Source organism: Haliea sp. E1-2-M8 (genome assembly GCF_030649675.1).
Classification (GTDB): Bacteria; Pseudomonadota; Gammaproteobacteria; order Pseudomonadales; family Halieaceae; genus Haliea.
The window spans coordinates 32,434-55,237 of record NZ_JAUTDR010000006.1; the positions used below are offsets into that span (position 1 = coordinate 32,434).

Below are 22,804 nucleotides of genomic sequence, written 5' to 3' on the forward strand. Positions count from 1 at the left end.
CGAGCTCAGGCGCTGGCGCCGGCGCTGCGGAGGATTTCCGCGTATTCGGCCCCGTGGCGATGCTGGTCGACGATTTGCAGCACGCTGCGCCCGTCCCTGCCGGTGGCATTGAGGTTGCGTCCGTCGCCCAGAAAAAATTGCACGAACAGTTCGAAGTCCGAGGCGCGCATGCTCTGGTAGGCTTTCAGCAGCATGTGGAAGTCGGTGTCGCTGCCGTCGTGGGCGCGGACCTGCAGGAAGCTGCGCACGTGGTCTTCGGTCCAGACCTCGTCGATGACCTTTTCCTTGTCTTTTTTCATGATTCCCCGTCGCTGCCGGCCGCTGCCAGCTTTTTGTTGAGCAGTTCGTTGACCATCTGCGGGTTGGCCTGACCCTTGGACAGCTTCATGATCTGGCCGACGAAGAAGCCGACCAGTTTCTTGCGCTTGCCCTCGTCCGCCGCCAGGTACTGGGCAACCTGGGCCGGATTGCCGCCGACGACCTCGTCCACCAGCGCTTCCAGGGCGCCGCTGTCGCTCACCTGCTGCAGCCCGCGGGCGGCGATAATCGTATCGGCATCGCCTTCGCCGGCCCACATGGCCTCGAACACCTGTTTGGCTATTTTGCCGGAGATACTGCCGTCGAGAATACGCTGGATCAGACCGGCCAGGGCGGCGGCGCCTACCGGGCTTTGGCCCAGCTCCAGCTCCCCGCGGTTGAGTTGGCCCAGCAGTTCCACCTGCACCCAGTTGGCGGCGATCTTGGCGTCAGTGCAGCCCTCGACCACGGCCTCGTAGTAGTCGGCGAGGGCGCGGTTGGCGGCCAGCACGCCGGCATCGTAGCTGGATAGCCCGTAGTCGCTGACAAAGCGCTGGCGCTTTGCCGGCGGCAGCTCCGGCAGGGTGGCGCGGATGCTTTCCACCCAGGCTTGATCAATGACCACGGGCAGCAGGTCGGGTTCCGGAAAGTAGCGGTAGTCGTTGGCGACTTCCTTGCTGCGCATGGAGCGGGTCTCATCGCGGTCTGCGTCATAGAGCCGGGTTTCCTGCACCACCTGGCCACCGGCTTCGAGAATTTCGGCCTGGCGCTCGATTTCGTGGTGGATGGCCTTTTCCACGAAACGGAAGGAGTTGACGTTCTTGATCTCGGCGCGGGTGCCCAGGGTGGTACTGCCGGCGCGACGCAGGGACAGGTTGATGTCGCAGCGCATGGAGCCCTCCGCCATGTTGCCGTCGGAGATGCCGAGGTAGGTCACCAGGCTGTGCAGGGTCTTGAGGTAGGCCACCGCTTCCTCGGCGTTGCGCAGGTCGGGTTCACTGACGATCTCCAGCAGGGGGGTGCCGGCGCGGTTGAGGTCGATGCCGGTCATGCCGTGGAAGTCCTCGTGCAGGGACTTGCCGGCGTCCTCCTCCAGGTGGGCGCGGGTGATGCCAATGCTGCGGGTGCTGCCATCCTCGAGCTGGATCTCGAATTCACCGCGTCCGACGATGGGCTCCTGGAACTGGCTGATCTGGTAGCCTTTGGGCAGATCGGGGTAGAAGTAGTTCTTGCGGTCGAATACCGAGCGCAGGCCGATCTCGGCGCCGATGCCGAGGCCGAACATGACCGCATAGCGCACTGCCTGTTCGTTGAGCACGGGCAGCATGCCCGGCATGGCGAGGTCCACCGCGCAGGCCTGGGTGTTGGGTTCGGCGCCGAACGCAGTTGCGGCGCCGGAAAATATCTTCGAGCGGGTGGCCAGCTGCAGGTGCACTTCCAGCCCGATCACGACTTCCCAGCTCATGGCGCACCTCCTGTAGGTGCCCGCTCTGTAGGAGCCCGCTCTGCCGGAGCCCGCTCTGTGGGAGCCCACTCTGTGGGAGCCCGCTCTGCGGGCGATAATCCCGGCGACGACCAAACACCCTCGCCCGCGGAGCGGGCTCCTACGGGGGGCACCTGCCGATGCCAGTCCGAAGCCTGCTGCAGCTGGTGGCCGACGTTGAGCAAGCGCGCTTCCCGGAAGTGTTGGCCAATGAGCTGCAGACCCACGGGCATGCCGTCGACCAGTCCGGCGGGCACCGACATGCCGGGCAGCCCGGCGAGGTTGACCGCCAGGGTGTAGACATCCTCAAGATACATGGCCAGCGGGTCACTGCCCTTGGCCCCAAGGGTGAATGCGGGCCCCGGCGTTGTCGGCCCGGCGATCATGTCGACCTGCTCGAAAGCCTTGAGAAAATCCTCCTGGATGAGGCGTCGGACCTGCTGCGCCTTCCTGTAGTAGGCGTCGTAGTAGCCGGCGGAGAGGGCGTAGGTCCCCACCAGGATGCGGCGCTTGACCTCGTCGCCGAAGCCCTCCTGGCGGCTGCGGGTATAGAGATCGTGCAGGTCCCGTGGCTGCTGGCAGCGATACCCGTAGCGGACGCCGTCAAAGCGCGACAGGTTGGTCGAGGCCTCTGCCGGGGCGATGATGTAGTAGGTCGGGATACTGAGCCCGGTATGGGGCAGGGAGATGTCCACCAGGATGGCCCCCAGCTGTTCCAGCAGCGCCAGCGCGGCATGGATCCGCTCACCGGTGGCCGCATCCAGGCCGGCGCCGAAATATTCCCGCGGCAGGCCGATGCGCAGCCCTGCCAGAGGCTGCTGCAAACCCACGCTGTAATCCTCCACCGGCAGCTCCGAGGAGGTTGAATCCAGCGGGTCAAAGCCGGCCATGGCGTTCAGCAGCAGGGCGCAGTCCTCGGCGCTGCGGGCCATGGGGCCACCCTGGTCGAGGCTGGAGGCGAAGGCCACCATCCCCAGGCGGGAGACCCGCCCATAGGTAGGCTTGAGGCCGGTGATGCCGCAGAAAGCCGCCGGCTGGCGGATGGAGCCGCCGGTATCGGTACCCGTTGCCAGCGGCGCAAGGCGCGCCGCGACCGCCGCGGCGGACCCGCCAGAGGACCCGCCTGGCACACAGTCGCTGTGCCAGGGGTTGCGCACCGGGCCGTAGAAGCTGGACTCGCTGGAGGAGCCCATGGCGAACTCGTCCATGTTGGTCTTGCCCAGCATGACTGTGCCCGCGTCCCGCAGGCGGGTGGCCACCGTGGCGTCATAGGGCGGGACGAAATTGTCCAGCATCTTCGAGCCGCAGCTGGTGCGGACGCCACGGCTGCAGAAAATGTCCTTGTGCGCCAGAGGGATGCCCAACAGGGGGCCGGTTTCCCCGGCCGCCAGGCGCGTGTCCGCCGCCGCCGCCGCCGCCAGCGCGCCATTTTCGTCGACCGTAACGAAGCTGTTGTAGTGGCCGTCGAGAGCGCGGATGCGGTCGAGGTAGCTGCGCGTAAGCTCGACGCTGGAAAATTGTTTTTCGCGCAGCCCGAGGCTCAGCTGGGCGACTGAAAGTTCATGCATGTGACATCCTGGAGGCGGCGGAGCCGCTATTCGATGACTTTGGGGACCAGATACAAACCGTTTTCCACCGCCGGGGCGATCGCCTGGAAGACGTCGCGCTGGTTGGCCTCGGTGACGGTGTCCGCACGCAGGCGCTGGACGGCATCCAGGGGGTTGGCCATGGGCTCCACCCCGGCGGTATCAATGGCCTGCAGCTGGTCTACCAAGGTCAGGATATTGGCGATGCGGGAGGTGAGCTCGGCGGCTTCTTCCGGAGCGATCCGGATACGCGCCAGCTCCGCAATTTTCTCTATCTCGTCCTGCTGTATTGTCATTGACTCTGCTACCGTTCGTGGCCTGCCGCCTGCACGGCGGGGGCGTAAACTTATCACATTTGCGCCTTGCTCAAAATCCCCGCGATTGATACAGTTGTGAGCTATGTCACACACCGTAGAATAACGATATTGCCGCCCCTGACGAGAGGACAGGAGTGGCCGACGAGACATGGTCGGCCATCCGGCCCGGAAGGGCGGTAGCAAGGGGTGCTTGCAGAGCTCCGCGACCGGAGTTCCCCGATCTATTCACAAGGTAGTAAAAATTCATGTTGAAGAAGCTGCGCGGAGTGTTCTCAAACGATCTCTCTATCGATTTGGGCACAGCGAACACTCTTATCTACGTGCGCGACAAGGGTATAGTACTCAACGAGCCTTCGGTGGTGGCGATCCGCTTCCACAACGGCGTCAAGACAATTGAAGCGGTGGGTACCGAGGCCAAGCGCATGCTCGGTCGTACCCCCGGCAACATCACCGCTATCCGGCCGCTGAAAGACGGCGTTATCGCCGACTTCCAGGTCACCGAGAAGATGCTCCAGCATTTCATTGCGCGGGTGCATGAAAGCCGTTTTATCCGTCCCAGCCCCCGGGTTCTGGTCTGTGTGCCCTGCATGTCTACTCAGGTCGAGCGCCGGGCGATTCGCGAATCCGCGCTCAGCGCCGGGGCCCGGGAAGTGCGCCTGATCGAGGAGCCCATGGCGGCGGCGATCGGCGCCGGTCTGAATGTCGAAGAGGCCAGCGGCTGCATGGTGGTCGATGTCGGCGGCGGGACTACCGAGATTGCGATCATTTCGCTCAACGGGGTGGTCTACCGTGATTCCCTGCGCATCGGCGGCGACCGTTTCGACGAAGCCATCGTGTCCCATGTGCGCCGGCGTTACGGCAGTCTGATCGGCGATGCGACGGCGGAGCGGATCAAGCAGGAAATTGGTTGTGCCTGCCCCGGTAGCGAACTGCGGGAAATCGATGTGCGCGGGCGCAACCTGGCGGAAGGCGTGCCGCGCAGCTTCACCCTCAACAGCGACGAGATCCTGGAAGCATTGCAGGATCCGCTCTCATCCATTGTGCAGGCGGTCAAGTCCGCACTGGAGCAGTCGCCACCAGAGCTGGCGGCCGACATTGCCGAGAGCGGCATCGTCCTGACTGGCGGCGGCGCTTTGCTGCGCGACCTTGATCGACTCATTGCCGAGGAAACCGGTTTGCCGGTGATTGTGGCGGACGATCCCCTGACTTGCGTGGCACGGGGTGGTGGCCGGGCCATGGAACAGATGGATCGCCATACCATCGACCTGCTCTCGACTGAGTAACCCCTTTCGCGGGCGCTGCTATCAAGCCGCTATTTCTCAAGGAATCCCACCTCGGCCTGCGCATTCTGCTGGCTACCCTTGGGGTGGTGTGCCTGATCGCCGCCGACCTGCGCTTTAACAGCCTCGGTCAGACCCGCGCCCTGCTGGATACCCTGACAGCGCCAGTGATCTGGGTGGCCGACATTCCATCCAGTCTCCGCGTCTGGCAGGACACCCATATCCGTGCCCGACGCCAACTGCTGGAAGACAATGAGCGCCTGCACCAGGAAAACCTGCTGTTGCAGGGGCGCTCGCTGCAGATGGCTTCAGTGCAGGCCGAGAATACGCGCCTGCGCGGGCTGCTCAATTCCACCGCCCTGCTGCGCAATGATGTACTGGTTGCCGAGCTGATCGGGGTGTCGCCCGATCCGGTCAGGCATCAATTGGTCCTCAACAAGGGTGCCCGGGACGGCGTCTACGAGGGCCAGCCGCTGATTGATGCGGATGGGCTGATGGGCCAGGTGATCGATGTCGGCGAGTTCACCTCGCGGGTGCTGCTGTTGACGGACCTCACGCACTCGATCCCGGTGCAGCTCAACCGCAACGGAATTCGCGCCATCGCCGAAGGCACAGGTTCCCTGGATGCGCTTGAGATCCAGCATATCTCCGCAACAACCGATATCCAGGAGGGGGATCTGTTGGTCAGTTCCGGTCTGGGCGGCCGGTTCCCCGTGGGCTACCCGGTGGGCGAGGTGGTGCTGGTACAGCGCGACCCCGGCCAACCCTTTGCCCGGGTCATCGCCCGGCCCAGTGCGGCGCTGAACCGCAGCCGCCACGTCCTGCTGGTCTTTGTCGGGGTGCCGGAGGAACCGGCACCCGCGGCAGCGGAGTTCTGAGCAGTGACCGCGGGCAACCTGCTGGTGTTCACCGTGGTGGCGGCCAGTTTTCTGCTGGCGGCTGTGCTCGCGGTACTCCCGCTGCCCCAGTGGTTGTTGTGGGCCCGTCCCGAGTGGATTGCTCTGGTGCTCATCTACTGGTGTATCGCCCTCCCGCACCGGGTCGGTATCTTCACCGCGCTGTTGCTGGGGGTGCTGGTGGACGCCCTGGAAGGTGCGCTGCTTGGCCAGAATGCATTCTCCCTTTCGGTGCTGGCCCTGTGTTCGCTGCTGGTTTATCAACGCCTGCGAGTGTTCAGCCTGTGGCAGCAATGTGGCGTGGTCTTCCTGTTGATCGGCCTGCACCAGCTTATCGGGCAATGGGTGCAGAACCTGGAGGGCGCCGGTGCGCGTAGCCTCCTGTTCCTCTTGCCCGCGGTGTCCAGCGCCCTGCTGTGGCCTGGTGTTCTCCATCTGCTGCGCGGCATTCGCCGCCATTACCGGATCAGCTGACATGCAAGCGCTTATCCTGGCCTCTGCCTCCCCACGCCGGCATGAACTGCTGGGCCGGCTCGGTGTCCACTTCGTCGTCGACGCAGCAGACATTGATGAGAGCGTACGCCCAGGTGAAGCTGCGCGGGACTATGTTGTTCGTATGGCCCGGGAAAAGGCTGAAGCTGTCAGCAGCCGACGCGGTGACGGTGGCCCCGTGCTGGCTGCCGACACCACCGTGGTGGTGGATGGTGACATCCTGGGCAAGCCCGCCGACCATTTTGCGGGCCTTGCCATGCTGGCCCGTCTCGGCGGCCGCACCCACTCGGTCATTACCGCGGTCTGCCTGCAGACAGAGCATTGTGTGGCTGCGCTGGAGGTCGAGACCCTGGTGACTTTCCTGACCCTGAACCGCGAGGTCTGCGAGCAGTACCTGGCGACGCCCGAGCCCTGGGACAAGGCCGGGGGCTATGCCATCCAGGGACTGGGCGGCGCTCTGGTCAGCGGAATTGAAGGCAGCTACAGCAATGTGGTCGGGCTGCCGCTGGCGGAGACCTGGCAATTGCTGGCCCGGCACGGTATTGCAACTGCCCTGGGGCCTGCGGATGGATGAAGAAATCCTGGTCAGTGTCAGCGCCGGGCTTACCCGGGTCGCGCTGCTTGCCGGGGGGCTGGTCCAGGAGCTGCACATGGAACGCGCGGATTCCCCCAGTCTGGTGGGCAACCTCTACCTGGGCAGGGTGCAGCGGATAGTTTCCGGTATGGACAGCGCATTCATCGACATCGGTATCGGGGTCAACGGCCTTCTGGCGGCAGCCGACCTGCCGGCCCGGGACACGATAGGGGGCCAGCTATGCGCCGGGCAGGAGCTGCTGGTTCAGGTCACCCGCGATGCCCTGGGCGACAAGGGGCCGCGGCTGACGACCGCCGTTACCCTCGCCTCGCGCCATCTGGTGCTGGCTACCTGCGGCGCCCGGGGCAGTGTATCCCGCCGTATTCGCTCGGACACAGAGCGGCAGCGGCTGCGAGATCTGTTGCCGGAGCTTGTGACCGAGCTGGGTTTGGATGGCTCCGGTCTCATTGCACGCACCGCTGCGGAGAACGTGAGCGCCGAGGTACTGCGTGCCGATGCCCGGAGACTCGCTGCCCGTTGGCTGCAGCTTCGAACCGGCGCCGCGAAGAAAGCCGGTCCGCATCTGGTCCTGGCCGAGCCGCCGCTGCCGGTGCGGGTGCTGCGCGATTGCACCGGTGCGGGCGTGCCACGCATTACCGTGGACGATTCCCGCTGCGCAACCGACATCAGGTCCTGGTGTAGGCAGCACCCGGAGGCTGCGGCGCCAGTGGCAGAAGACTGCGCTGATCCCGGTTCCCTGTTCCGGCGGCGCAATGTTGAGGCCCAGATCAGCGCGGCGCTGGCTGCGCTGGTGCCCCTGCCCTCGGGTGGCAACCTGGTCATAGAGCGGACCGAGGCAATGACCACTGTCGACGTCAACACCGGCACCTACACCGGCCACAGGGATCTGGAGCAGACACTGCTGCAGACCAACCTTGAAGCAGCGGCGGCGCTCCCTCGGCAGTTGCGCTTGCGCGCCCTCGGGGGCATTGTCGCTGTCGACTTTATCGACCTGCGGGAGCCCGGCCACCGGCGCGCGGTGCGGCTGGCGCTGGAGCAGGCACTTGCTGCCGACCCCGATGCCGGCGCGGTCAGCAGCGTGGGCAAGCTGGGTTTGGTGATCCTGAGCCGCAGGCAGAGCCGGCCGCCGCTGACCGAGGTGCTGACCTTGCCCTGTGCACAATGCGGCGGCAGCGGGCGAGTCCCCCGGTCAGCTGCGACGGGCCTCTGAGGTGTCGACGGTCCTGTGAAAGCATCGGTCTACCATCGTTTGAGCAACGTTCTCTGGGGCGGCATAGTCGGCTTCGTGGTGCTGTTGGCGGTGTTTGTCAGCAGCGGCCGTCTGCTGGTCTCCATGGCAGGGGACAACCAGCCTTGGCTCGTGGAGCAGGTGAATGCCCGCGCTCCTTTTCTGGTTGAAGATGGACAATTGTCTGCCGAGTGGCAGGGTTTCAGCCCTGTGCTCGTGTTCTCCGACTTGCGCCTCGGTTTTCCCGATGGCGAGCCGCTGCGGCTGGGCGGCGGCCGGGTGACCCTGGACATCTGGCACAGCCTGGTCAGCCGCTCGCTGCGGTTCAGTCGCCTGCGCCTGGAGGATCTGCTGCTGACGGGTGAACTGGCGGCGGATGGTCGCTTCCGGCTGCAAGGTATGGGCGGCGGGGCTGGCGCTGCCGCCGCCTGGCTGCAAGCGGTCCTGCTGGATATCGAGCGGGTTACGCTGGTGGCCAATACCCTGCAGCTGCAGCTGCCGGCCGGGGAGGAGGAGCAGCTGGCACTGGACCTGACGTTGTTGCGGGATGGCGCCCGGCGCCAGCTCCGGGGGCAGCTGACCTCGGTGGATGGTTCCCAGGTGCTGATCCTGGCCGATGGACTGGGCAATCCGCTGGTGGCGGATGACTACAGTGGCAATGTCTACCTCCGCGCCAGCCTTACAGATCTGGCGCGCTTGACCCGTTGGCAGCCGCTATTGGGAGAGGCGTTGCCGCTCAAGGCGACCGGCAATGCGGTGGTGGAGACCTGGCTGGCCTGGTCGGGCGGTATCTCCGGCCTGCAGCTGCGTCTGGCGGGGGAGGACTTGTTGCTGGAGGGCAACAATGCTGCCTGGTCGCTGCCCCTGGCGTCGCTGCAGCTGGAGTCCAGCCTGCTGCAACGCGGCCAGCGTCTGACCCTGTTTACCTCGGATGTGGAGATAGGTTTCGACGGGGATACCTTCACTCTGCCGCGCCTGCAACTCGATCTCTGGGGCGACTCGCTGCGTCTGCGCGGCAGTGGACTGCCCCTGGCAGACAGCAGCGGGGTGCTGCGCGCAGCGAAGCTGCTGCCGCCAGCCCTGTCGGCGGCCATGACGGAGCTGGCCCCGAAGGGCAGGCTCGGCGCCCTGCAGCTGTATCTGGAGGATGTGGCAACCGGCGGCAGGGGGTGGACGCTGGACCTGGGCTTCGAGGATCTGGCGCTGAGTTCCTGGCGCGGCGCGCCGGGTGTGAACGGAGCCAGCGGTTTTTTGCGCCTGGCACCCGGTCGCGGCGAGTTGATCCTCGACAGTGATGATGTGATGTTGGATTTTCCTTCGGTGTACCGGGAGCCCTTGGTCTACCGGGAACTGTTCGGCAGTCTGGACATGTTTTGGAACGACGACCGCCTGCGCCTGCACAGCGGATTGCTGACCGCGGTTGGCGATGAGGGCACGGCGCGGGGACTGCTGGGCCTGTCAATACCGTTTGCTGCCAGCGCCGCGGGTGTTGAGATGGACCTGCTGGTGGGGTTGCGCGACGCGGATGCCGGCTACCGCACTCGCTACCTGCCCTACATGCTGAATGAAAACCTGCTGGAGTGGCTGCAGACCAGCCTGGAACACGGGGTAATGGATGCCGGTGCGTTTTTGTGGCGCGGCAGCCTGCGGCCCGGTTCCGGCCCGCTGCGCACCGTGCAACTGTTCTTCGATGTGCGTGATGCGCAGCTGGCCTATCACCCGGACTGGCCGGTGCTGGCGGACGTTCAGGGCACTGTGCTGATAGACGATACCAACGTCAGCGTCTGGGCTGATCGCGCGCGTCTCTATGACACGGATATTGAGACATTGTCCGCGGAAGCCTGGCGCGATAGCGGGGGCGACATGCGCCTGGCAATCGCCGCGAGCCTGGCGGGCGCCGCCAGCGACGGCCTGCAGGTGCTGAACCAGTCTCCCGCGGGCGCCGGGCTGCGGGGTGCCCTGGAAGACTGGCAAGCGCAGGGGACCATGGCGGCGGATATCCGCCTGGAGCTGCTGCTGGCAAAGGTGCCGCCCCCGCCTGTTGTAGAACTGAAAGTCGCGGTGACAGAAGCGGAGCTGGATATCATCCCGGGCAACCTGCAGCTCAAGGATATCAGCGGCACACTCCTCTACGACTCGACCAGCGGCTTTAGCGCCGAGCAGATGACCGCCAGCCTCTGGCAACGACCACTCACGCTGGCGCTGCGGCAGTTGCCCGCCGTGCCTGGATCGGGTGACGGCACGGCACCAGTACAGCTGGCCTTTGCCACGGGTGTCGAGGTGGACTCCCTGCGGGAGTGGCTCGGACCGGGACTGCCGCCCCTGGTCAGCGGTGCCACAGCGGTCAGCGGAACCCTGGATTTTGCGCCGGGAAGTCTGCCGCAGTTACAGCTCAACTCCGACCTGCAGGGCCTGGCGCTGGACCTGCCGGCGACCTGGGCCAAGCCTGCTGACGCGAGATTGCCCTTCGAGTTGCGGGTCGCGCTCGGTGCCAGGCCGCTGCAGCTGGAGCTGAGTGGCGGGCGCCGCTGGCATGCACAGCTAAGTATCGGAGAGGACGGGCTCAGGGGCGCCGCACTGGGTTTGCAGGACCGTTCCCTGCCGCTTGAGCCCGGCCGACTGCGGGTGTCCGGCCACGCGGCGTTGATCGATGTCGATGCCTGGCGGGCACTGTTTGCAGGTCTGCCCGGGCAGCCTCTCGCAGGAAAGGCGCCCGCGGGCCTGCGCCTGGCGGTGGAGGAGCTGTTGATTGACAGTCTCCAGTTTCAGGGCCGGGACTGGCATCGCGTCCTGCTGGATCTGGAGCAGGAGCCTGACCACTGGCGCGTGGGGCTTGAAACCGAATGGGCCCAGGGTGAGGCCACCGTCGCCGCAGATCTCGCCAGCGCGCGCCTCGACCTGGCGTATCTGGACCTTTCGGGCTGGGGGGCTGGCGGCGAGGGTGAATCTGACCCGGCGCAATTCCGGGACTGGCCGGTAATCGAGGTTGAGGTTGCGGACTTGCAGCGCGGCTCGCGACCGCTCGGGCATGTGGCCTTTGCCCTGCGACCGGGTGAGGGGCGCCTGGAGGCGCAGCACATCAGCGGTGCACTGCTCGGGTTCACGTTGCCTGCAGAAACTCCAGGTAGTCTGGTATGGACCGCGGACGGCTCCCGCTTGCAGGCGGAATTGCTGGTTGCTGACCTCGGTGACAGCCTGGCAGCGCTCGGCTATGAACGGATCCTGGAGACCAGCAGCGGACGCTTTGGACTGGATCTTCTCTGGCCGGGCGCGCCGCAGCAGTTTGCGCTGGCGGCCAGTACCGGCACGCTGTCGGTGGCGGTGGAGGACGGGCGTTTCCTGACCGCATCCGCGGGCGCTTCGGGCACGCTGCGGGTGGTCAGCATTCTCAATCTTGCGGACATTATCCAACGCCTGAGCCTGACCCAACTGTTTGAGTCGGGGATCCCGTTTGACAGTATGGAGGGTGATGTGAGCTTCGCCGACGGGCTGCTAGAGGTGCCCCGGCTGGACGTCGCCAGCGCCGCCACCGGCTTCCGGTTCAGCGGCAGCTCGAACATTTTGTCACGCAGTCTCAAGGGCGAGATGGTGGCCACCCTGCCTGTGGCCAACAACCTGCCCTGGGTGGCGGCCCTGACCGCGGGCCTGCCCATTGCGGCGGGCGTCTTCCTGGTCAGCAAGCTGTTCGAAAAGCAGGTGTCGCAACTGTCCAGCGCGGTCTACGGCATCAGCGGCACCTGGGATGACCCGCAGATCCGTCTCGACCGCATTTTTGATACTGGCAATGAACGGGTTCAGCGCAATGAAGCCCGCGACGGAGGAACTGCACCGGAGGCGGAGCCTGCGGCTCAATCTTCCGGGGCCGAACCTCCGTCCGGCTCTGCCGCGGACTCCTCCAGCTCCCGCAGGTAGCGGAACAGTTTGCGCGCGGCGGCGGGTGCCTTTTCGCGCTGGCGCTCGCGCTGGTCCTGCAGCAGCAACTGCCGCAGATGCTGGCGGTCGGCGTTGGGCCAGCGGTCGATGATGTCCTCGATACCCGGCAGCCCCGCCGCCAGCAGGCGGTCGCGCACTTGCTCCAGGCCCTGGAACTGCGCGGCAGCCTGGTGGCGCTCCCGGTCCAGGGCAGCCAGAGCTTCGGCTATCGGTTCGGCGTCAATATCGCGCATCAACTTGCCGATGAATTGCAGATGGCGCCGACGGGCGCTGTTGGAGCTGATGTTGCGGACTTCCTGGATGGCGTCGACCAACCGCTGATCGTCGATCGGGATCTGGCGCAGCTGCTTGTCGCTGAGGCCGGTCAGGGTTTCCCCCAGCGCCTGCAGGGCCGTCATGCGCCGCTTCAGCTCGCTTTTGCTGGGCCCTTCCGGCAGGTGTTCGTAGTCTTCAGTGGAGTCGTAGTCAGGCATAGAACCAGGTCGCCAGGCCGAGGAAAGAGAAAAATCCTACCACATCCGTTACCGTGGTCAGGACAACACCGCCGGCCAGCGCCGGATCGATTTTCATCCGCTTCAGCAACAGCGGCAGGGCGGCGCCGGTGAAGGCGGCGGTCACCAGGTTGATGACCATTGCCAGTGCGATAATCAGGCCCAGGCTCCAGTCCCTGAACCAGAGGGAGGCGGCGATCGCCACAACGGAGGCCCACAGCATGCCGTTGAGCACTCCGACGGCGACCTCGCGGTTGATCAGCCAGGCCTCGTTGTTCTTGCTGACCTGGCCCAGGGCAATACCGCGAACCATTACGGTCAGGGTCTGGGTGCCGGCTATGCCGCCCATCGACGCAACTATGGGCATCAGCACAGCAAGAGCCACCACCTTTTCGATGGTGTCCTGGAACAGGTTGATCACCGAGGAGGCAAGAAAAGCGGTGGCCAGGTTGATACCCAGCCATATGGCCCGGCGGCCCGCGGTAGGCATTACCGGTGCAAAGGTATCCGTATCATCGGAGAGGCCGGCCATGGAGGTCAGGGAGTGGTCGGCATCCTCGCGGATCACGTCCACCACATCGTCAATGGTGATGCGGCCTACCAGCCGCCCGCTGTCGTCCACCACCGGCGCTGATACCCAGTCATTGCGCTCGAACTGGCGCGCCACTTCATCGTCCGGCATCCAGGCCGGTATCGGGGCGATATCGGTGACCATCATCTCGCGCACAGTAGAGGAGGGGTCTGATACCAGTAGCGTGTTCAACGGCAGCAGGCCGATGAACTGATCGTTGCGGTTGACCACTATCAGGTTGTCGGTCATCGCCGGAATTTCGGTGTGCCGGCGCAGGTAGCGCAGCACCACATCCAGGGTCAGCGGTGGACGGATCGTGATGGTGTCCGTGCTCATCAGGCCGCCGGCGGTATCGTCCGGATAGGTCATCACCTGTTCCAGGCGCGCCCGGTCCCGGTGGTCCATGGAATCGAGAACTTCCCGGGTTACCCTGTCCGGCAGCTGCTGCAGAATGTCGGCGAGGTCGTCGTCCTGCAGGTGTTCGGTGATCTGCGCGACTTCCGCCGCGTCCATGTCATTGAGAAAGTGGCCACGCAGCTCTTCGCCGAGCTCGTTGATCACGTCGCCTTCGTTCTCCAGCTCGACCATTTGCCAGAGTATGTGGCGAAACTTGGGCGGCGAGGACTCAAGCAGATGGGCAACGTCTGCGGCGGGCAGGCCGTTAAGCATGCGCTTGACGTCAGCGAACGTGCCGCTGCCAAGGGCTTCTGCCAGACGCTGGAGCCTGGCTTCTGATGTTGTGGAACGCTGGGCCATGGGAATCGGGATCCGGTGTGTTATTCGCCCTCGTCGAAGCGATTGCCGATCAGGGTCTGCAGCGCCGCGAGCGCCGCTTCCTCGTCTTCACCATCGATCTCAAGGTCGAGCACGGTGCCCTGGCCCGCGGCCAGCATCATGACGGCCATGATGCTCTTGCCATCCACCATCTGGCCGTCGCGGCCGGCCCTGACAGCGCTGGTATAGGTCGTGGTGCAGCCGACAAACTTGGCGGCGGCGCGGGCATGCAGGCCCAGCTTGTTGATGATTGTGAGTTGTGTCTGGATCACATTGCCCGCTGCTACTGCAGCTCCCGATGTCGAATGTGGACTTGCGGAAACTGCTGCTGATAGTGCCGGAAAAGTCTGGCCGCAAGATATACTGAACGATGTTGGCCACCGGTACAACCAATCGCCACGGTCATGTAGCTGCGGTTGCTGTCCTGGTAGTGGGGCAGCCAGCGGTCAAGGTATTGGCAGATGCTGTCGAACAGTTCGCCGGTCAGCGGCTGCGCCTCGAGAAATTCACGCACATCCTCATCCAGGCCATTTTTCAGTCGCAGCTCCTTGACCCAGTGCGGGTTCGGCAACATGCGTACATCGAAGACCAGGTCGGCGTCGGTAGGCACCCCGCGCTTGAAGCCAAAGGACTGGATCAGGATGGACATGCTGCCGGACAGGTCACCCACCAGACGCTGGCGGATGGCGTCCCGCAGTTCGTAGATAGTCATCTGGCTGGTATCCAGGACCAGGGCAGCGGCGCTGGCGATGGGCTCCAGTAGCTGCCGTTCGCGCTCGATCGCTTCGGCCAGGGGCATCCGTTCGCTGCTCAACGGATGTTTGCGCCGGGTTTCGCTGAAGCGCTTGATCAGCTCGCTGTCCTGGGCGTCGAGAAACAGGATTTCGCTGGTTACCGTGTCCGGCAGCGCTTCAATAATGCTGCTGAAGTCTTCCAGGTTGCGCCAGGCATTGCGCGCGTCGATACAGACTGCCGCGCCGCGGAAGTGCTCGAACTCTGGCCTGCTGGCTTCCTGGACCAATGCCGGCAGCAGCGCCACGGGCAGGTTGTCGATGCAGTAGTATCCCTCATCCTCGAGTTGGTGCAGGGCAGTACTCTTCCCCGAGCCGGAGCGTCCGGAAATAATTACCAGGTGCATTGGCGACAACTCATCCCGTCCACCCGGTAGCCCGCTGGTACAGAGCTTCCGCGTCGGGGGCGCTGCGCAACTGTGCACAAAAATCTGACTGGCTGAACAGCCGGGCGATACGCGCGAGAATGTCGAGGTGGGCCTGGTGCGCCTGCTCCGGGACCAGCAGGACGAAGAGTATGTCTACCGGTATGTCATCAGGGGCATCGAAATCGATGGCCTCTTCCAGGGTGGCGAGGCAGCCAATCGGCTCGCTGCAATTGGCGATGCGACAGTGGGGGATGGCAATGCCGGCGCCGAGACCGGTACTGCCCAGACGCTCGCGCGCAATCAACTGGGCGAAAATATCGCTGTCAGCGAGACCGGGGTTATCCTCGCTGATGACCCGGGACAGGGTCTCAAACAGTCTTTTTTTGCTGCTGCCGGGCGCACGGCAGACCGTGCGCCCGGGAGACAGTAGTTCGGAGAGAACTTGCATGATGGGATCCTAGCGGGCTCGGGACTTTTCCTTGTGCTTGATCAGCTGGCGGTCCAGCTTGTCGGCAAGGGCGTCAATGGCGGCGTACATGTCTTCTGACTCGGCCGCGGCGAAAATGTCCGCCCCGGAGATGTGAATCGTGGCCTCGGCTTTTTGCACCAGTTTCTCGACAATGAGGGTCACCTCGGTATTGGTGATCTGGTCAAAGTGGCGCTGCAGCCGCTCGAATTTGCTGGCCACGTAGTCGCGCAGCGGGTTGGTGACCTCTACATGGTGACCACTGACATTCAATTGCATACTTGACTCCTTCTTCATCGGAAACCGGGGCGTTGTCCCCGGAACTGGCGAGCCGGTTTGGCAGCGGCCGCCCGTAACGTACTGCTGTGCAGTACTCTGGAATTCTAGACCAATCTCTTGCGCTCGTTGGACGGAGGGATCAACAGCATCTCCCGGTACTTGGCCACTGTTCTGCGCGCCACCTGCATGCCCTGTGCCTCGAGCAGACTGGCGATCTTGTTGTCGCTGAGGGGTTTACGCGGGTTCTCCGCGGCAACCAGCTTGCGGATCATGGCCTTGATGGCGGTGGATGACGCCTCGCCGCCGGTGGTGGTGCCAACATGGCTGGAAAAGAAATACTTGAGCTCGAAAATGCCGCGCGGGGTGTGCATGTATTTGCGGGTGGTTACCCGAGAAATGGTGGACTCATGCATTTCGACGGCCTCGGCGATATCGTGCAGCACCAGGGGCTTCATCGCCTCGTCACCCTGTTCCAGAAAGTTGCGCTGGTGTTCGACAATTTTGCTGGCTACCTTCATCAGGGTTTCGTTGCGGCTGTACAGGCTCTTCAGAAACCAGCGTGCCTCCTGCAGATTGTCCTTCAGGTAGGTGTTGTCGGCGCTGCTGTCGGCCCGTTTGATGAGGCTGGCATAGCTGTCATTGATGCGCAAGCGTGGGGCGATGTCGGGGTTCAGCTCGACGACCCAGCGGCCGTGCCTTTTGCTGACAAACACATCCGGAACCACATATTCCGTAGTGTCATCGCCAAGGTTTTCGCCCGGATTGGGGTCCAGTGAACGGATCAGGTCAAGCACCGCCTTGAGCTGGCCTTCGTCCAGACGCATGCGCCGCATGATCTGTTTGTAATCGCCGCTGCCGAGCTGCGCCATGTGCCGGCTGACCATCAGGCGGGCCTGTTCCAGCCAGGGCGTATGCGCCGGTTTCTGTTGCAACTGCACCAGCAGGCACTCCTGCAGGTCGCGGGTGCAGACCCCTGGGGGCTCGAATTGCTGCAGGCAGTGCAGTACCGCGACCACCTCATCGAGATCGATATCCAGCTCCGGCGTCAGCGCCTGATGTATGTCCTCGACGCTGCTCTGCAGCCTGCCGTTGCTGTCCGTGGCGTCAATCAGGGCCAGCGCAATCACCCGGTCCGTGTCCGACAGGCGGGTCAGGTTGAGCTGCCAGCGCAGCAGGTCCTGCAGGCTTTCGCTGGCGTTGTTGCGGCTGTCGTAGTCACCGTCGAAACTGTCCTCGGTGCCGCCTGCAGGGGCGGCGGAGGAGGAGGGCATCAGGTCCTCCCACTGAGTGTCTACCGGCAGGTCCTCGGGCAGGCTGCCCGGCTGCCAGTCATCGGGCAGGTTCTGGCTTTCGGTGCTGTTGCCCTCCAGGCTCTCCAGCAGGCTGGCGCCTACCTGTTCGCTGATGCGTTCCAGACGGGTGGTGTTGTCCACTTCAGCGTCGCTGTCAAAGTCGTCTTCCGCCAGTTCCAGCAGCGGATTGCTATCCAGTGCCTGCTGGATTTCCTGCTGCAGATCCAGGGTGCTCAGCTGCAGCAGGCGGATAGCCTGCTGCAGCTGCGGTGTCATCGTCAGCTGTTGGCCAAGCTTGAGCTGTAGCGACTGTTTCATCGGCGTGTTGCTGTCATCCCGGGTACCATCTTGGATGGGGCTGTCGAGCGAGTGTAGCGCCGGCGGATGGCGCGGCGCAACAGGATGGCGTGAATTTTGCTAGGGCACCGCAGGCCCGGCGCTGGGGGTTAAAGCCGGAAGTGTTCGCCCAGGTACACCTTGCGCACCCGTGGGCTGTCCAGGACCTCCTGGGCGGTGCCTGCGGCGATGATGTGGCCCTCGCCAACAATGAACGCCCGCTCGCAAATGTCCAGGGTGTCGCGCACGTTGTGATCGGTGATCAAAACCCCGATACCGCGCTTGCGCAAGTGGGTGATGATGTCCTTGATGTCGCTGACGGAGATCGGGTCAACGCCGGCAAAGGGCTCGTCCAGCAGGATAAAGTCCGGCTCAGTGGCCAGCGCTCTGGCGATTTCCACGCGGCGGCGTTCACCGCCAGACAGGGACTGCCCGAGATTGTTGCGCAAGTGGGCGAGGTGAAACTCCTCCAGCAGGCGGTCACAGTGGCTGTGGCGTTCCTGCTTGTTCAGGTCGGGACGCGTTTCCAGTATCGCGAGGAGATTGTCCTGTACCGACAGCTTGCGAAAAATCGACGCTTCCTGGGGCAGGTAGCCCAATCCCCGGCGCGCCCGCTCGTGCATTGACAGGGCAGTGATGTCCTCGCCATTGAGCTCGATCCTGCCCTCGTCGGCGGCGATGATGCCGACAATCATGTAGAAACAGGTGGTCTTGCCGGCGCCGTTGGGACCCAGCAGTCCCACCACTTCGCCGCTGCCGATTTCCAGGGAAACGTCCACCACCACCTTGCGCCCGCGGTAGGCCTTGGCCAGGTTAATCGCTTTGAGCTGCGCCATTGGTAGCTCCGTCTTCGTCCACGTCCTGAAGGACTTGCGCCGGAATCACCACTTCGACTCTGCCGCCATCCTCGCGCCGGCCCGCGTCCGCGCGCACGCGCTGCTCCGCCATGTAGTAGTCGATGCTGTCACCGGTAACGATTGACCCCTCCTGTTCTATTCGGGCCTGCCGCTGCAAGTGCACCCGCTCTTCTGCCTTGAAATACTCGATGCGTTGCGCGGCAGCGTGGATGATACTCTTGTCGACATCGGGTTGCTGCTGCATGCGGGCGGGGTTGCCCTCCGCCAGGATACGGTCTGCGGCCACCTGCTGATGGAATACGGTGATTTTCTCTGCCTCGATTTGCAGGCTGCCCTGCTGCATGCGCACGTTGCCGGTGTACTCGGTATAGCCCTGCCGCTCATCTCGCAGCGCCTGATCGGCGCTGATGCGGATAGGTTGTTGCCGGTCGTCAGGCAGGGCAGTGGCGCCGGGCGCCAGCAACAGCCAGGCTGCCGTCACCAGCGCTGCCCGCCATAGAGCTCGTCCGGGATCAGGAGCCAGTCGGAACATAGGTGCCCTCCACATTGGGCTGCAGCAGTATGGTTTCATTGGCCAGGTCGGCGAACATGCCGTCCGCGCGCAGGATGTTGCCATCCAGCTGTGCGGTCACGGGAACTTGTGACCTGGCGGTACGCAGTCTGAGATTCAGCGCCATTGCCCGTGTTTGCAGGGTAGCCCCTGACTGGTCGTTGCTGAGGACGACGTTTCTGCGCAGGATCAGCACACTGTTGCGGTGCTTGAGCGTGCCCCGGTCGGCCCTGGCCGACCAGGTGCGGTTGTTGCCGTCGTGCGAGTAAAAACGCGGCTGTCGTAGCTCAGAGACATCGTCCCGGCCGAAATGTTCAATTCGCGACGCCTCCATGACCTCTGCCAGAGCACCGTCTTCGGCGAAGGCCATGCTGCGGGTATTGACCAGGTAGGTCTGCACCAGCTCTGCATCCCCCTGCGGAGGGGAGCGTTCGATGGTCCCTTCCCCCACCAGCGACCAGTACCACGCCGCCAGCGACGCCAGCACCACAGCCAGCAGCCAGGTTCGCTTGATCCCGCCCATCAGTCGAACTCCGCGATGATGCCAGGCCACTCACCCCGCTGCTGCAACAGCCAGTCGCAGGCCTCCCGCACCGCCCCGGCACCGCCCTCGGCTGTACTGCACCAGTCGGCAACCGTCCGTACTTCGGGCACGGCATCGGCTACCGTCAATCCCAGCCCGGCGGCTCTGATCGCGCTGAGGTCGGGCAGGTCATCTCCCATATAGGCGCATTCTGCCAGGCTCAGACCGAGGCGCTCGCACAACTCCCGCAGGGCGGTCAGCTTGTCCTCCCGGCCCTCAAGGAGGTGCGTGATGCCCAGCTCTGCGGCGCGGCGCCCGACAACGTCGGATCGGCGCCCGGTGATGATGGCGACGGTGACTCCGGCGCGCTGCAGCAGTTTGATGCCGAGGCCATCCTTGATATTGAAGGCCTTGAGCTCACTGCCATCACTGGCGTAGATGACCCGGCCATCGCTCAGCACCCCGTCCACATCCAGGGCCAGGAGCCTGATGTCCTGTGCCACGACTCCGGGCTCTGTGCCGCCGACCGTGGCCATGTCAGGCGATACCCGCCTGCAGCAGACTCATCAAGTGAAGTACGCCGACCATCCTCTCCTGGTCCTTGACCACAAGTGAGGTGATCTTGTTCTCCTCCATGATGCGCAGAGCCTCCGCGGCAAGCATGTTGGGGGCAATGGTCTTGGCGTCGCGGGTCATCAGGGCGCTGATCAGGGTGCTGCGGACATCGACATCTTCGTCCAGCGCGCGGCGCAGGTCGCCATCGGTGAAAATGCCGAGCAGCTGGTCGTCGGCGCCGGTGACGGTGGTCATCCCCAGGCCCTTGCGGCTGATCTCCAGCAGGGCGGCGGCCAGCACGGTGTCGGTCTGCACCCGGGGGATGGCGGAGCCTGTGTGCATGACGTCCTCGACCTTGAGCAGCAGTTTCTTGCCGAGGGTGCCGCCCGGATGGGAAAAGGCAAAGTCTTCGGCAGTGAAACCGCGGGCTTCCAGCAGTGCTATGGCGAGCGCATCGCCCATCACCAGCGCGGTGGTAGTACTCGATGTTGGCGCCAGGTTGAGCGGGCAGGCCTCGGTGGCCACCCCCGTGTCCAGGTGCGCATCGGCGGCCTCCGCCAGCGGCGAGCCCGGGTCACCGGTCATGCTGACCAGGGGAATTCCCAGTCGTTTCAGCAGCGGCAGCAGGGTGATGACTTCCGGTGAGCGGCCGCTGTTGGACAGGGCGACAACGGCATCATCGGCGGTAATCATACCAATATCGCCGTGGCTGGCTTCCGCTGGATGGACATAGAAGGCGGGCGTGCCGGTGCTGGCCAGGGTGGCTGCGATCTTGCTGGCGATGTGGCCGGACTTGCCCATGCCGGTCACGATCACCCTGCCGCGGATGTCCAGCAGCAGCTCACAGGCTTTAACGAAGCCGCCGTTGATACGATGCTCCAGCGCAGCCACCGCATCGCATTCCATGCGGATGGTGCGCCGCGCGGAGGCAACGTAGCTGTCGTGATCGTGTGCGTGCATGGCGGCCAGGCGGCTCAGCGGGTCCGGTACAGCCAGTAATAGTACAGGGCGTACACCGAGAGTAACAGCATGCCCACCGAACGCCCCAGGTAGGCTTGCCCGCAGGTGCCCGATTTGCGCCGACCTCGGCTGAGGAAGATCGCGGCGGCGAGCAGCACCGTCATGGCAGTCATTGTCAGGTAGTCCCGGTACAGTACCAGGGGTTCCAGGATCTCGGGTGTGACCAGGCCGGGTATCGCCATTACCGCCAGCAGGTTGAACATGTTGGAGCCGATGACATTGCCCACGGCGATGTCGGTTTGTCCGCGCATGGCGCTGGCAATGGTTGCCGCCAGTTCCGGCAGGCTGGTGCCAATGGCGACCACGGTCAGCCCGATTATCAGCTGCGACACCCCCAGATATTCCGCCACCTCAGTGGCGCCCCACACCAGCAGCCGTGAACTGCCTACCAGCAGCGCCAGCCCGAGGAAGAAGGTCAACCAGGCTTTGCCCAGGCCCAGCGGTGCCGCAGTGATGCTGGAGACTTCCTGCAGCAGTTCGGGGTCGGCTTCCTCGCCGCGTATCATCTGGATCATGATGATGGTGAGCGTCGCCAGCATGATCAGGCCATCCACCCGCGACAGGACACCGTCGAGAATCAACAGGGCAGTGCCGAGGGTGACCATCAGCAGCATCGGCAGTTCCCGCCGCATGCAGCTCGGCTGTACGGTCATAGGGGCAACCAACAGGGTCGCACCCAGGACCAGGCCAATATTGGCAATATTGGAGCCAATGGCGTTGCCGATGGCCAGTTCACCGGCGTCCGTCAACGCAGCGGTGACTGATACCAGTATTTCGGGTGCCGAGGTACCTATGGATACGATGGTAAGGCCAATCACGATGGGCGAGAGGCCCATGTTGGAGGCAATTGCCGCGGCTCCTGTGATAAACAGATCGGCGCTCCAGATCAGTATCACGAATCCGACCAGGATGGCGGCTGTGGCTAACAGCATAAGTCTGGAAATCCTGTTAAAGTAGGGGGCTGCTGGACTGTTGAACTGTACCCCTATGGGGTTGTCAAAACCGGTGCCAGGTGGACTTGCCGGGTGCTTGCGCAGCGCCTCCAGTATACAGAGCGCCAGCAAACTTGTAATTCAATTCAAGGATCACGTTATGAAGCGATTGCTGCAATTTGCCGCATCCCTGGTACTGGCCGGTGCCGCGACCATGGCCAACGCCGTTGACACCAGCGTGGACACCAATCCACCCGAGGGCGTCCATGAAGTGGTGCGCGAGGCAACGGAAGAGGTCATGTCGGTGGTGGATGAGGCGCAGACTTACGTTGCTGACGACCCGGATCGATTCTACGATCAGCTGCAGGAAATTCTCGACACCGTGGTCGATTTCCGCGGCTTTGCCCGCGGCGTGATGGGGCCCTATGCCAGCAACCAGCGCTACCGCTCGCTGGACGCTGAGGGCCGCGAGGAGTTGCGCGACCAGTTGGAGCGGTTTACCGAGGTGATGCGAGTCGGTCTGGTGCGCACCTACGGCAAGGGCCTGCTGGCTTTCGGGGGTTCCCGCATCGAGCTGCCCGAACTCAGCGAGGAAGAGGCCGCCGGTTCCCGTGCGGCTGTGCGGCAGTTGATTTTCAACGACGGCAGCGAGCCCTATGTGCTGGTCTACCACATGGGCCGCGACAAGGACGGCTCCTGGAAGTTGCGCAACATGGTTATTGAGAACGTCAATCTCGGAGAGATCTACCGCAGCCAGTTCGAATCCGCTGCGCGCAAGCATGACGGTGATCTGGATCAGGTGATCGAGGGCTGGACGGCGGTCGAGATCGAAACCTGAGACTACCAGCCCTACCTCCCGCCCTACACGGGCCGCTTCCGCGGCCCGGCCTAC

General features: G+C 64.1%; 24 protein-coding genes. 7 read left to right on the plus strand and 17 right to left on the minus strand.

Annotation, left to right across the window (positions count from 1 at the left end):
- Nucleotides 1–5: 5 nt before the first annotated feature.
- Genes Q6D67_RS06485 through gatC form a run of 4 tightly spaced genes read right to left on the minus strand, consistent with a single transcriptional unit; the run spans nucleotide 6 to nucleotide 3,662 of the window.
- Nucleotides 6–299, minus strand: a complete 294-nt coding sequence (locus Q6D67_RS06485) for a PA4642 family protein (protein WP_304704773.1) — start codon at nucleotides 297–299, stop codon at nucleotides 6–8.
- On the minus strand, nucleotides 296–1,762 hold the full coding sequence (gatB, locus tag Q6D67_RS06490) for an Asp-tRNA(Asn)/Glu-tRNA(Gln) amidotransferase subunit GatB (protein ID WP_304704774.1): 1,467 nt from the start codon (nucleotides 1,760–1,762) through the stop codon (nucleotides 296–298). The genes Q6D67_RS06485 and gatB overlap by 4 nt, the downstream gene beginning before the upstream one ends.
- The gene (gene gatA, locus Q6D67_RS06495) at nucleotides 1,759–3,348 is read right to left on the minus strand and encodes an Asp-tRNA(Asn)/Glu-tRNA(Gln) amidotransferase subunit GatA (RefSeq protein ID WP_304704775.1); all 1,590 of its coding nucleotides are present in this window, start codon (nucleotides 3,346–3,348) and stop codon (nucleotides 1,759–1,761) included. The genes gatB and gatA overlap by 4 nt, the downstream gene beginning before the upstream one ends.
- 26 nt (nucleotides 3,349–3,374) lie before the next feature.
- Nucleotides 3,375–3,662, minus strand: coding sequence for an Asp-tRNA(Asn)/Glu-tRNA(Gln) amidotransferase subunit GatC (gatC, locus tag Q6D67_RS06500; protein WP_304704776.1), 288 nt, complete (start codon nucleotides 3,660–3,662; stop codon nucleotides 3,375–3,377).
- A 266-nt stretch (nucleotides 3,663–3,928) separates the two neighbouring features.
- On the opposite strand from gatC, the gene Q6D67_RS06505 reads away from it, so the two are divergent.
- From Q6D67_RS06505 to Q6D67_RS06530, 6 genes are read left to right on the plus strand one after another with little or no spacing between them, the layout of a single operon-like run.
- Nucleotides 3,929–4,966: a rod shape-determining protein gene (locus Q6D67_RS06505; RefSeq protein ID WP_304704777.1), complete on the plus strand. Its 1,038-nt coding sequence runs from the start codon at nucleotides 3,929–3,931 to the stop codon at nucleotides 4,964–4,966.
- A 20-nt stretch (nucleotides 4,967–4,986) separates the two neighbouring features.
- Entirely contained in the window at nucleotides 4,987–5,841 is an 855-nt protein-coding gene (gene mreC / locus Q6D67_RS06510) for a rod shape-determining protein MreC (protein ID WP_304704933.1), read from the plus strand.
- A 3-nt stretch (nucleotides 5,842–5,844) separates the two neighbouring features.
- Nucleotides 5,845–6,333, plus strand: coding sequence for a rod shape-determining protein MreD (mreD, locus tag Q6D67_RS06515; RefSeq protein ID WP_304704778.1), 489 nt, complete (start codon nucleotides 5,845–5,847; stop codon nucleotides 6,331–6,333).
- Between the two features lies 1 nt (nucleotide 6,334).
- Nucleotides 6,335–6,925, plus strand: a complete 591-nt coding sequence (locus Q6D67_RS06520) for a nucleoside triphosphate pyrophosphatase (RefSeq protein ID WP_304704779.1) — start codon at nucleotides 6,335–6,337, stop codon at nucleotides 6,923–6,925.
- Complete coding sequence (locus tag Q6D67_RS06525) at nucleotides 6,918–8,156, plus strand: Rne/Rng family ribonuclease (RefSeq protein WP_304704780.1); 1,239 nt, start codon at nucleotides 6,918–6,920, stop codon at nucleotides 8,154–8,156. The genes Q6D67_RS06520 and Q6D67_RS06525 overlap by 8 nt, the downstream gene beginning before the upstream one ends.
- A 15-nt stretch (nucleotides 8,157–8,171) precedes the next feature.
- On the plus strand, nucleotides 8,172–12,086 hold the full coding sequence (locus Q6D67_RS06530) for a YhdP family protein (protein WP_304704781.1): 3,915 nt from the start codon (nucleotides 8,172–8,174) through the stop codon (nucleotides 12,084–12,086).
- Here Q6D67_RS06530 and yjgA read toward each other — a convergent pair.
- The 13 genes from yjgA to Q6D67_RS06595 form a co-directional block, all read right to left on the minus strand.
- Nucleotides 12,023–12,580, minus strand: coding sequence for a ribosome biogenesis factor YjgA (gene yjgA / locus Q6D67_RS06535; RefSeq protein ID WP_304704782.1), 558 nt, complete (start codon nucleotides 12,578–12,580; stop codon nucleotides 12,023–12,025). The genes Q6D67_RS06530 and yjgA overlap by 64 nt on opposite strands.
- Entirely contained in the window at nucleotides 12,573–13,925 is a 1,353-nt protein-coding gene (gene mgtE / locus Q6D67_RS06540) for a magnesium transporter (protein WP_304704783.1), read from the minus strand. The genes yjgA and mgtE overlap by 8 nt, the downstream gene beginning before the upstream one ends.
- Before the next feature lie 20 nt (nucleotides 13,926–13,945).
- A complete protein-coding gene (locus Q6D67_RS06545) occupies nucleotides 13,946–14,215 on the minus strand; it encodes an HPr family phosphocarrier protein (RefSeq protein WP_304704784.1) in 270 nt (89 codons plus the stop codon).
- Between the two features lie 11 nt (nucleotides 14,216–14,226).
- The gene (gene rapZ / locus Q6D67_RS06550) at nucleotides 14,227–15,081 is read right to left on the minus strand and encodes an RNase adapter RapZ (protein WP_304704785.1); all 855 of its coding nucleotides are present in this window, start codon (nucleotides 15,079–15,081) and stop codon (nucleotides 14,227–14,229) included.
- A 10-nt stretch (nucleotides 15,082–15,091) separates the two neighbouring features.
- Entirely contained in the window at nucleotides 15,092–15,550 is a 459-nt protein-coding gene (gene ptsN, locus Q6D67_RS06555) for a PTS IIA-like nitrogen regulatory protein PtsN (protein ID WP_304704786.1), read from the minus strand.
- Between the two features lie 9 nt (nucleotides 15,551–15,559).
- The gene (hpf, locus tag Q6D67_RS06560) at nucleotides 15,560–15,847 is read right to left on the minus strand and encodes a ribosome hibernation-promoting factor, HPF/YfiA family (RefSeq protein ID WP_304704787.1); all 288 of its coding nucleotides are present in this window, start codon (nucleotides 15,845–15,847) and stop codon (nucleotides 15,560–15,562) included.
- 104 nt (nucleotides 15,848–15,951) lie between these two features.
- Nucleotides 15,952–17,457, minus strand: a complete 1,506-nt coding sequence (locus tag Q6D67_RS06565; protein ID WP_304704788.1) for an RNA polymerase factor sigma-54 — start codon at nucleotides 17,455–17,457, stop codon at nucleotides 15,952–15,954.
- 128 nt (nucleotides 17,458–17,585) lie between these two features.
- The gene (gene lptB / locus Q6D67_RS06570; protein ID WP_304704789.1) at nucleotides 17,586–18,311 is read right to left on the minus strand and encodes an LPS export ABC transporter ATP-binding protein; all 726 of its coding nucleotides are present in this window, start codon (nucleotides 18,309–18,311) and stop codon (nucleotides 17,586–17,588) included.
- On the minus strand, nucleotides 18,289–18,864 hold the full coding sequence (lptA, locus tag Q6D67_RS06575; RefSeq protein WP_304704790.1) for a lipopolysaccharide transport periplasmic protein LptA: 576 nt from the start codon (nucleotides 18,862–18,864) through the stop codon (nucleotides 18,289–18,291). Before lptA ends, lptB begins: the two co-directional genes overlap by 23 nt.
- Complete coding sequence (gene lptC, locus Q6D67_RS06580) at nucleotides 18,845–19,405, minus strand: LPS export ABC transporter periplasmic protein LptC (RefSeq protein WP_304704791.1); 561 nt, start codon at nucleotides 19,403–19,405, stop codon at nucleotides 18,845–18,847. Before lptC ends, lptA begins: the two co-directional genes overlap by 20 nt.
- On the minus strand, nucleotides 19,405–19,941 hold the full coding sequence (locus Q6D67_RS06585) for an HAD family hydrolase (protein WP_304704792.1): 537 nt from the start codon (nucleotides 19,939–19,941) through the stop codon (nucleotides 19,405–19,407). The genes lptC and Q6D67_RS06585 overlap by 1 nt, the downstream gene beginning before the upstream one ends.
- A 1-nt stretch (nucleotide 19,942) precedes the next feature.
- Nucleotides 19,943–20,920 carry a KpsF/GutQ family sugar-phosphate isomerase gene (locus Q6D67_RS06590; RefSeq protein ID WP_304704793.1) on the minus strand — a complete coding sequence of 326 codons (978 nt, stop codon included), beginning with the start codon at nucleotides 20,918–20,920 and terminating at the stop codon, nucleotides 19,943–19,945.
- A 14-nt stretch (nucleotides 20,921–20,934) separates the two neighbouring features.
- Nucleotides 20,935–21,912, minus strand: a complete 978-nt coding sequence (locus Q6D67_RS06595) for a calcium/sodium antiporter (RefSeq protein WP_304704794.1) — start codon at nucleotides 21,910–21,912, stop codon at nucleotides 20,935–20,937.
- Nucleotides 21,913–22,072: 160 nt separating this feature from the next.
- Between Q6D67_RS06595 and Q6D67_RS06600 the strand changes: the two genes are divergently transcribed.
- On the plus strand, nucleotides 22,073–22,750 hold the full coding sequence (locus tag Q6D67_RS06600) for a phospholipid-binding protein MlaC (RefSeq protein WP_304704795.1): 678 nt from the start codon (nucleotides 22,073–22,075) through the stop codon (nucleotides 22,748–22,750).
- Nucleotides 22,751–22,804 lie beyond the last annotated feature (54 nt).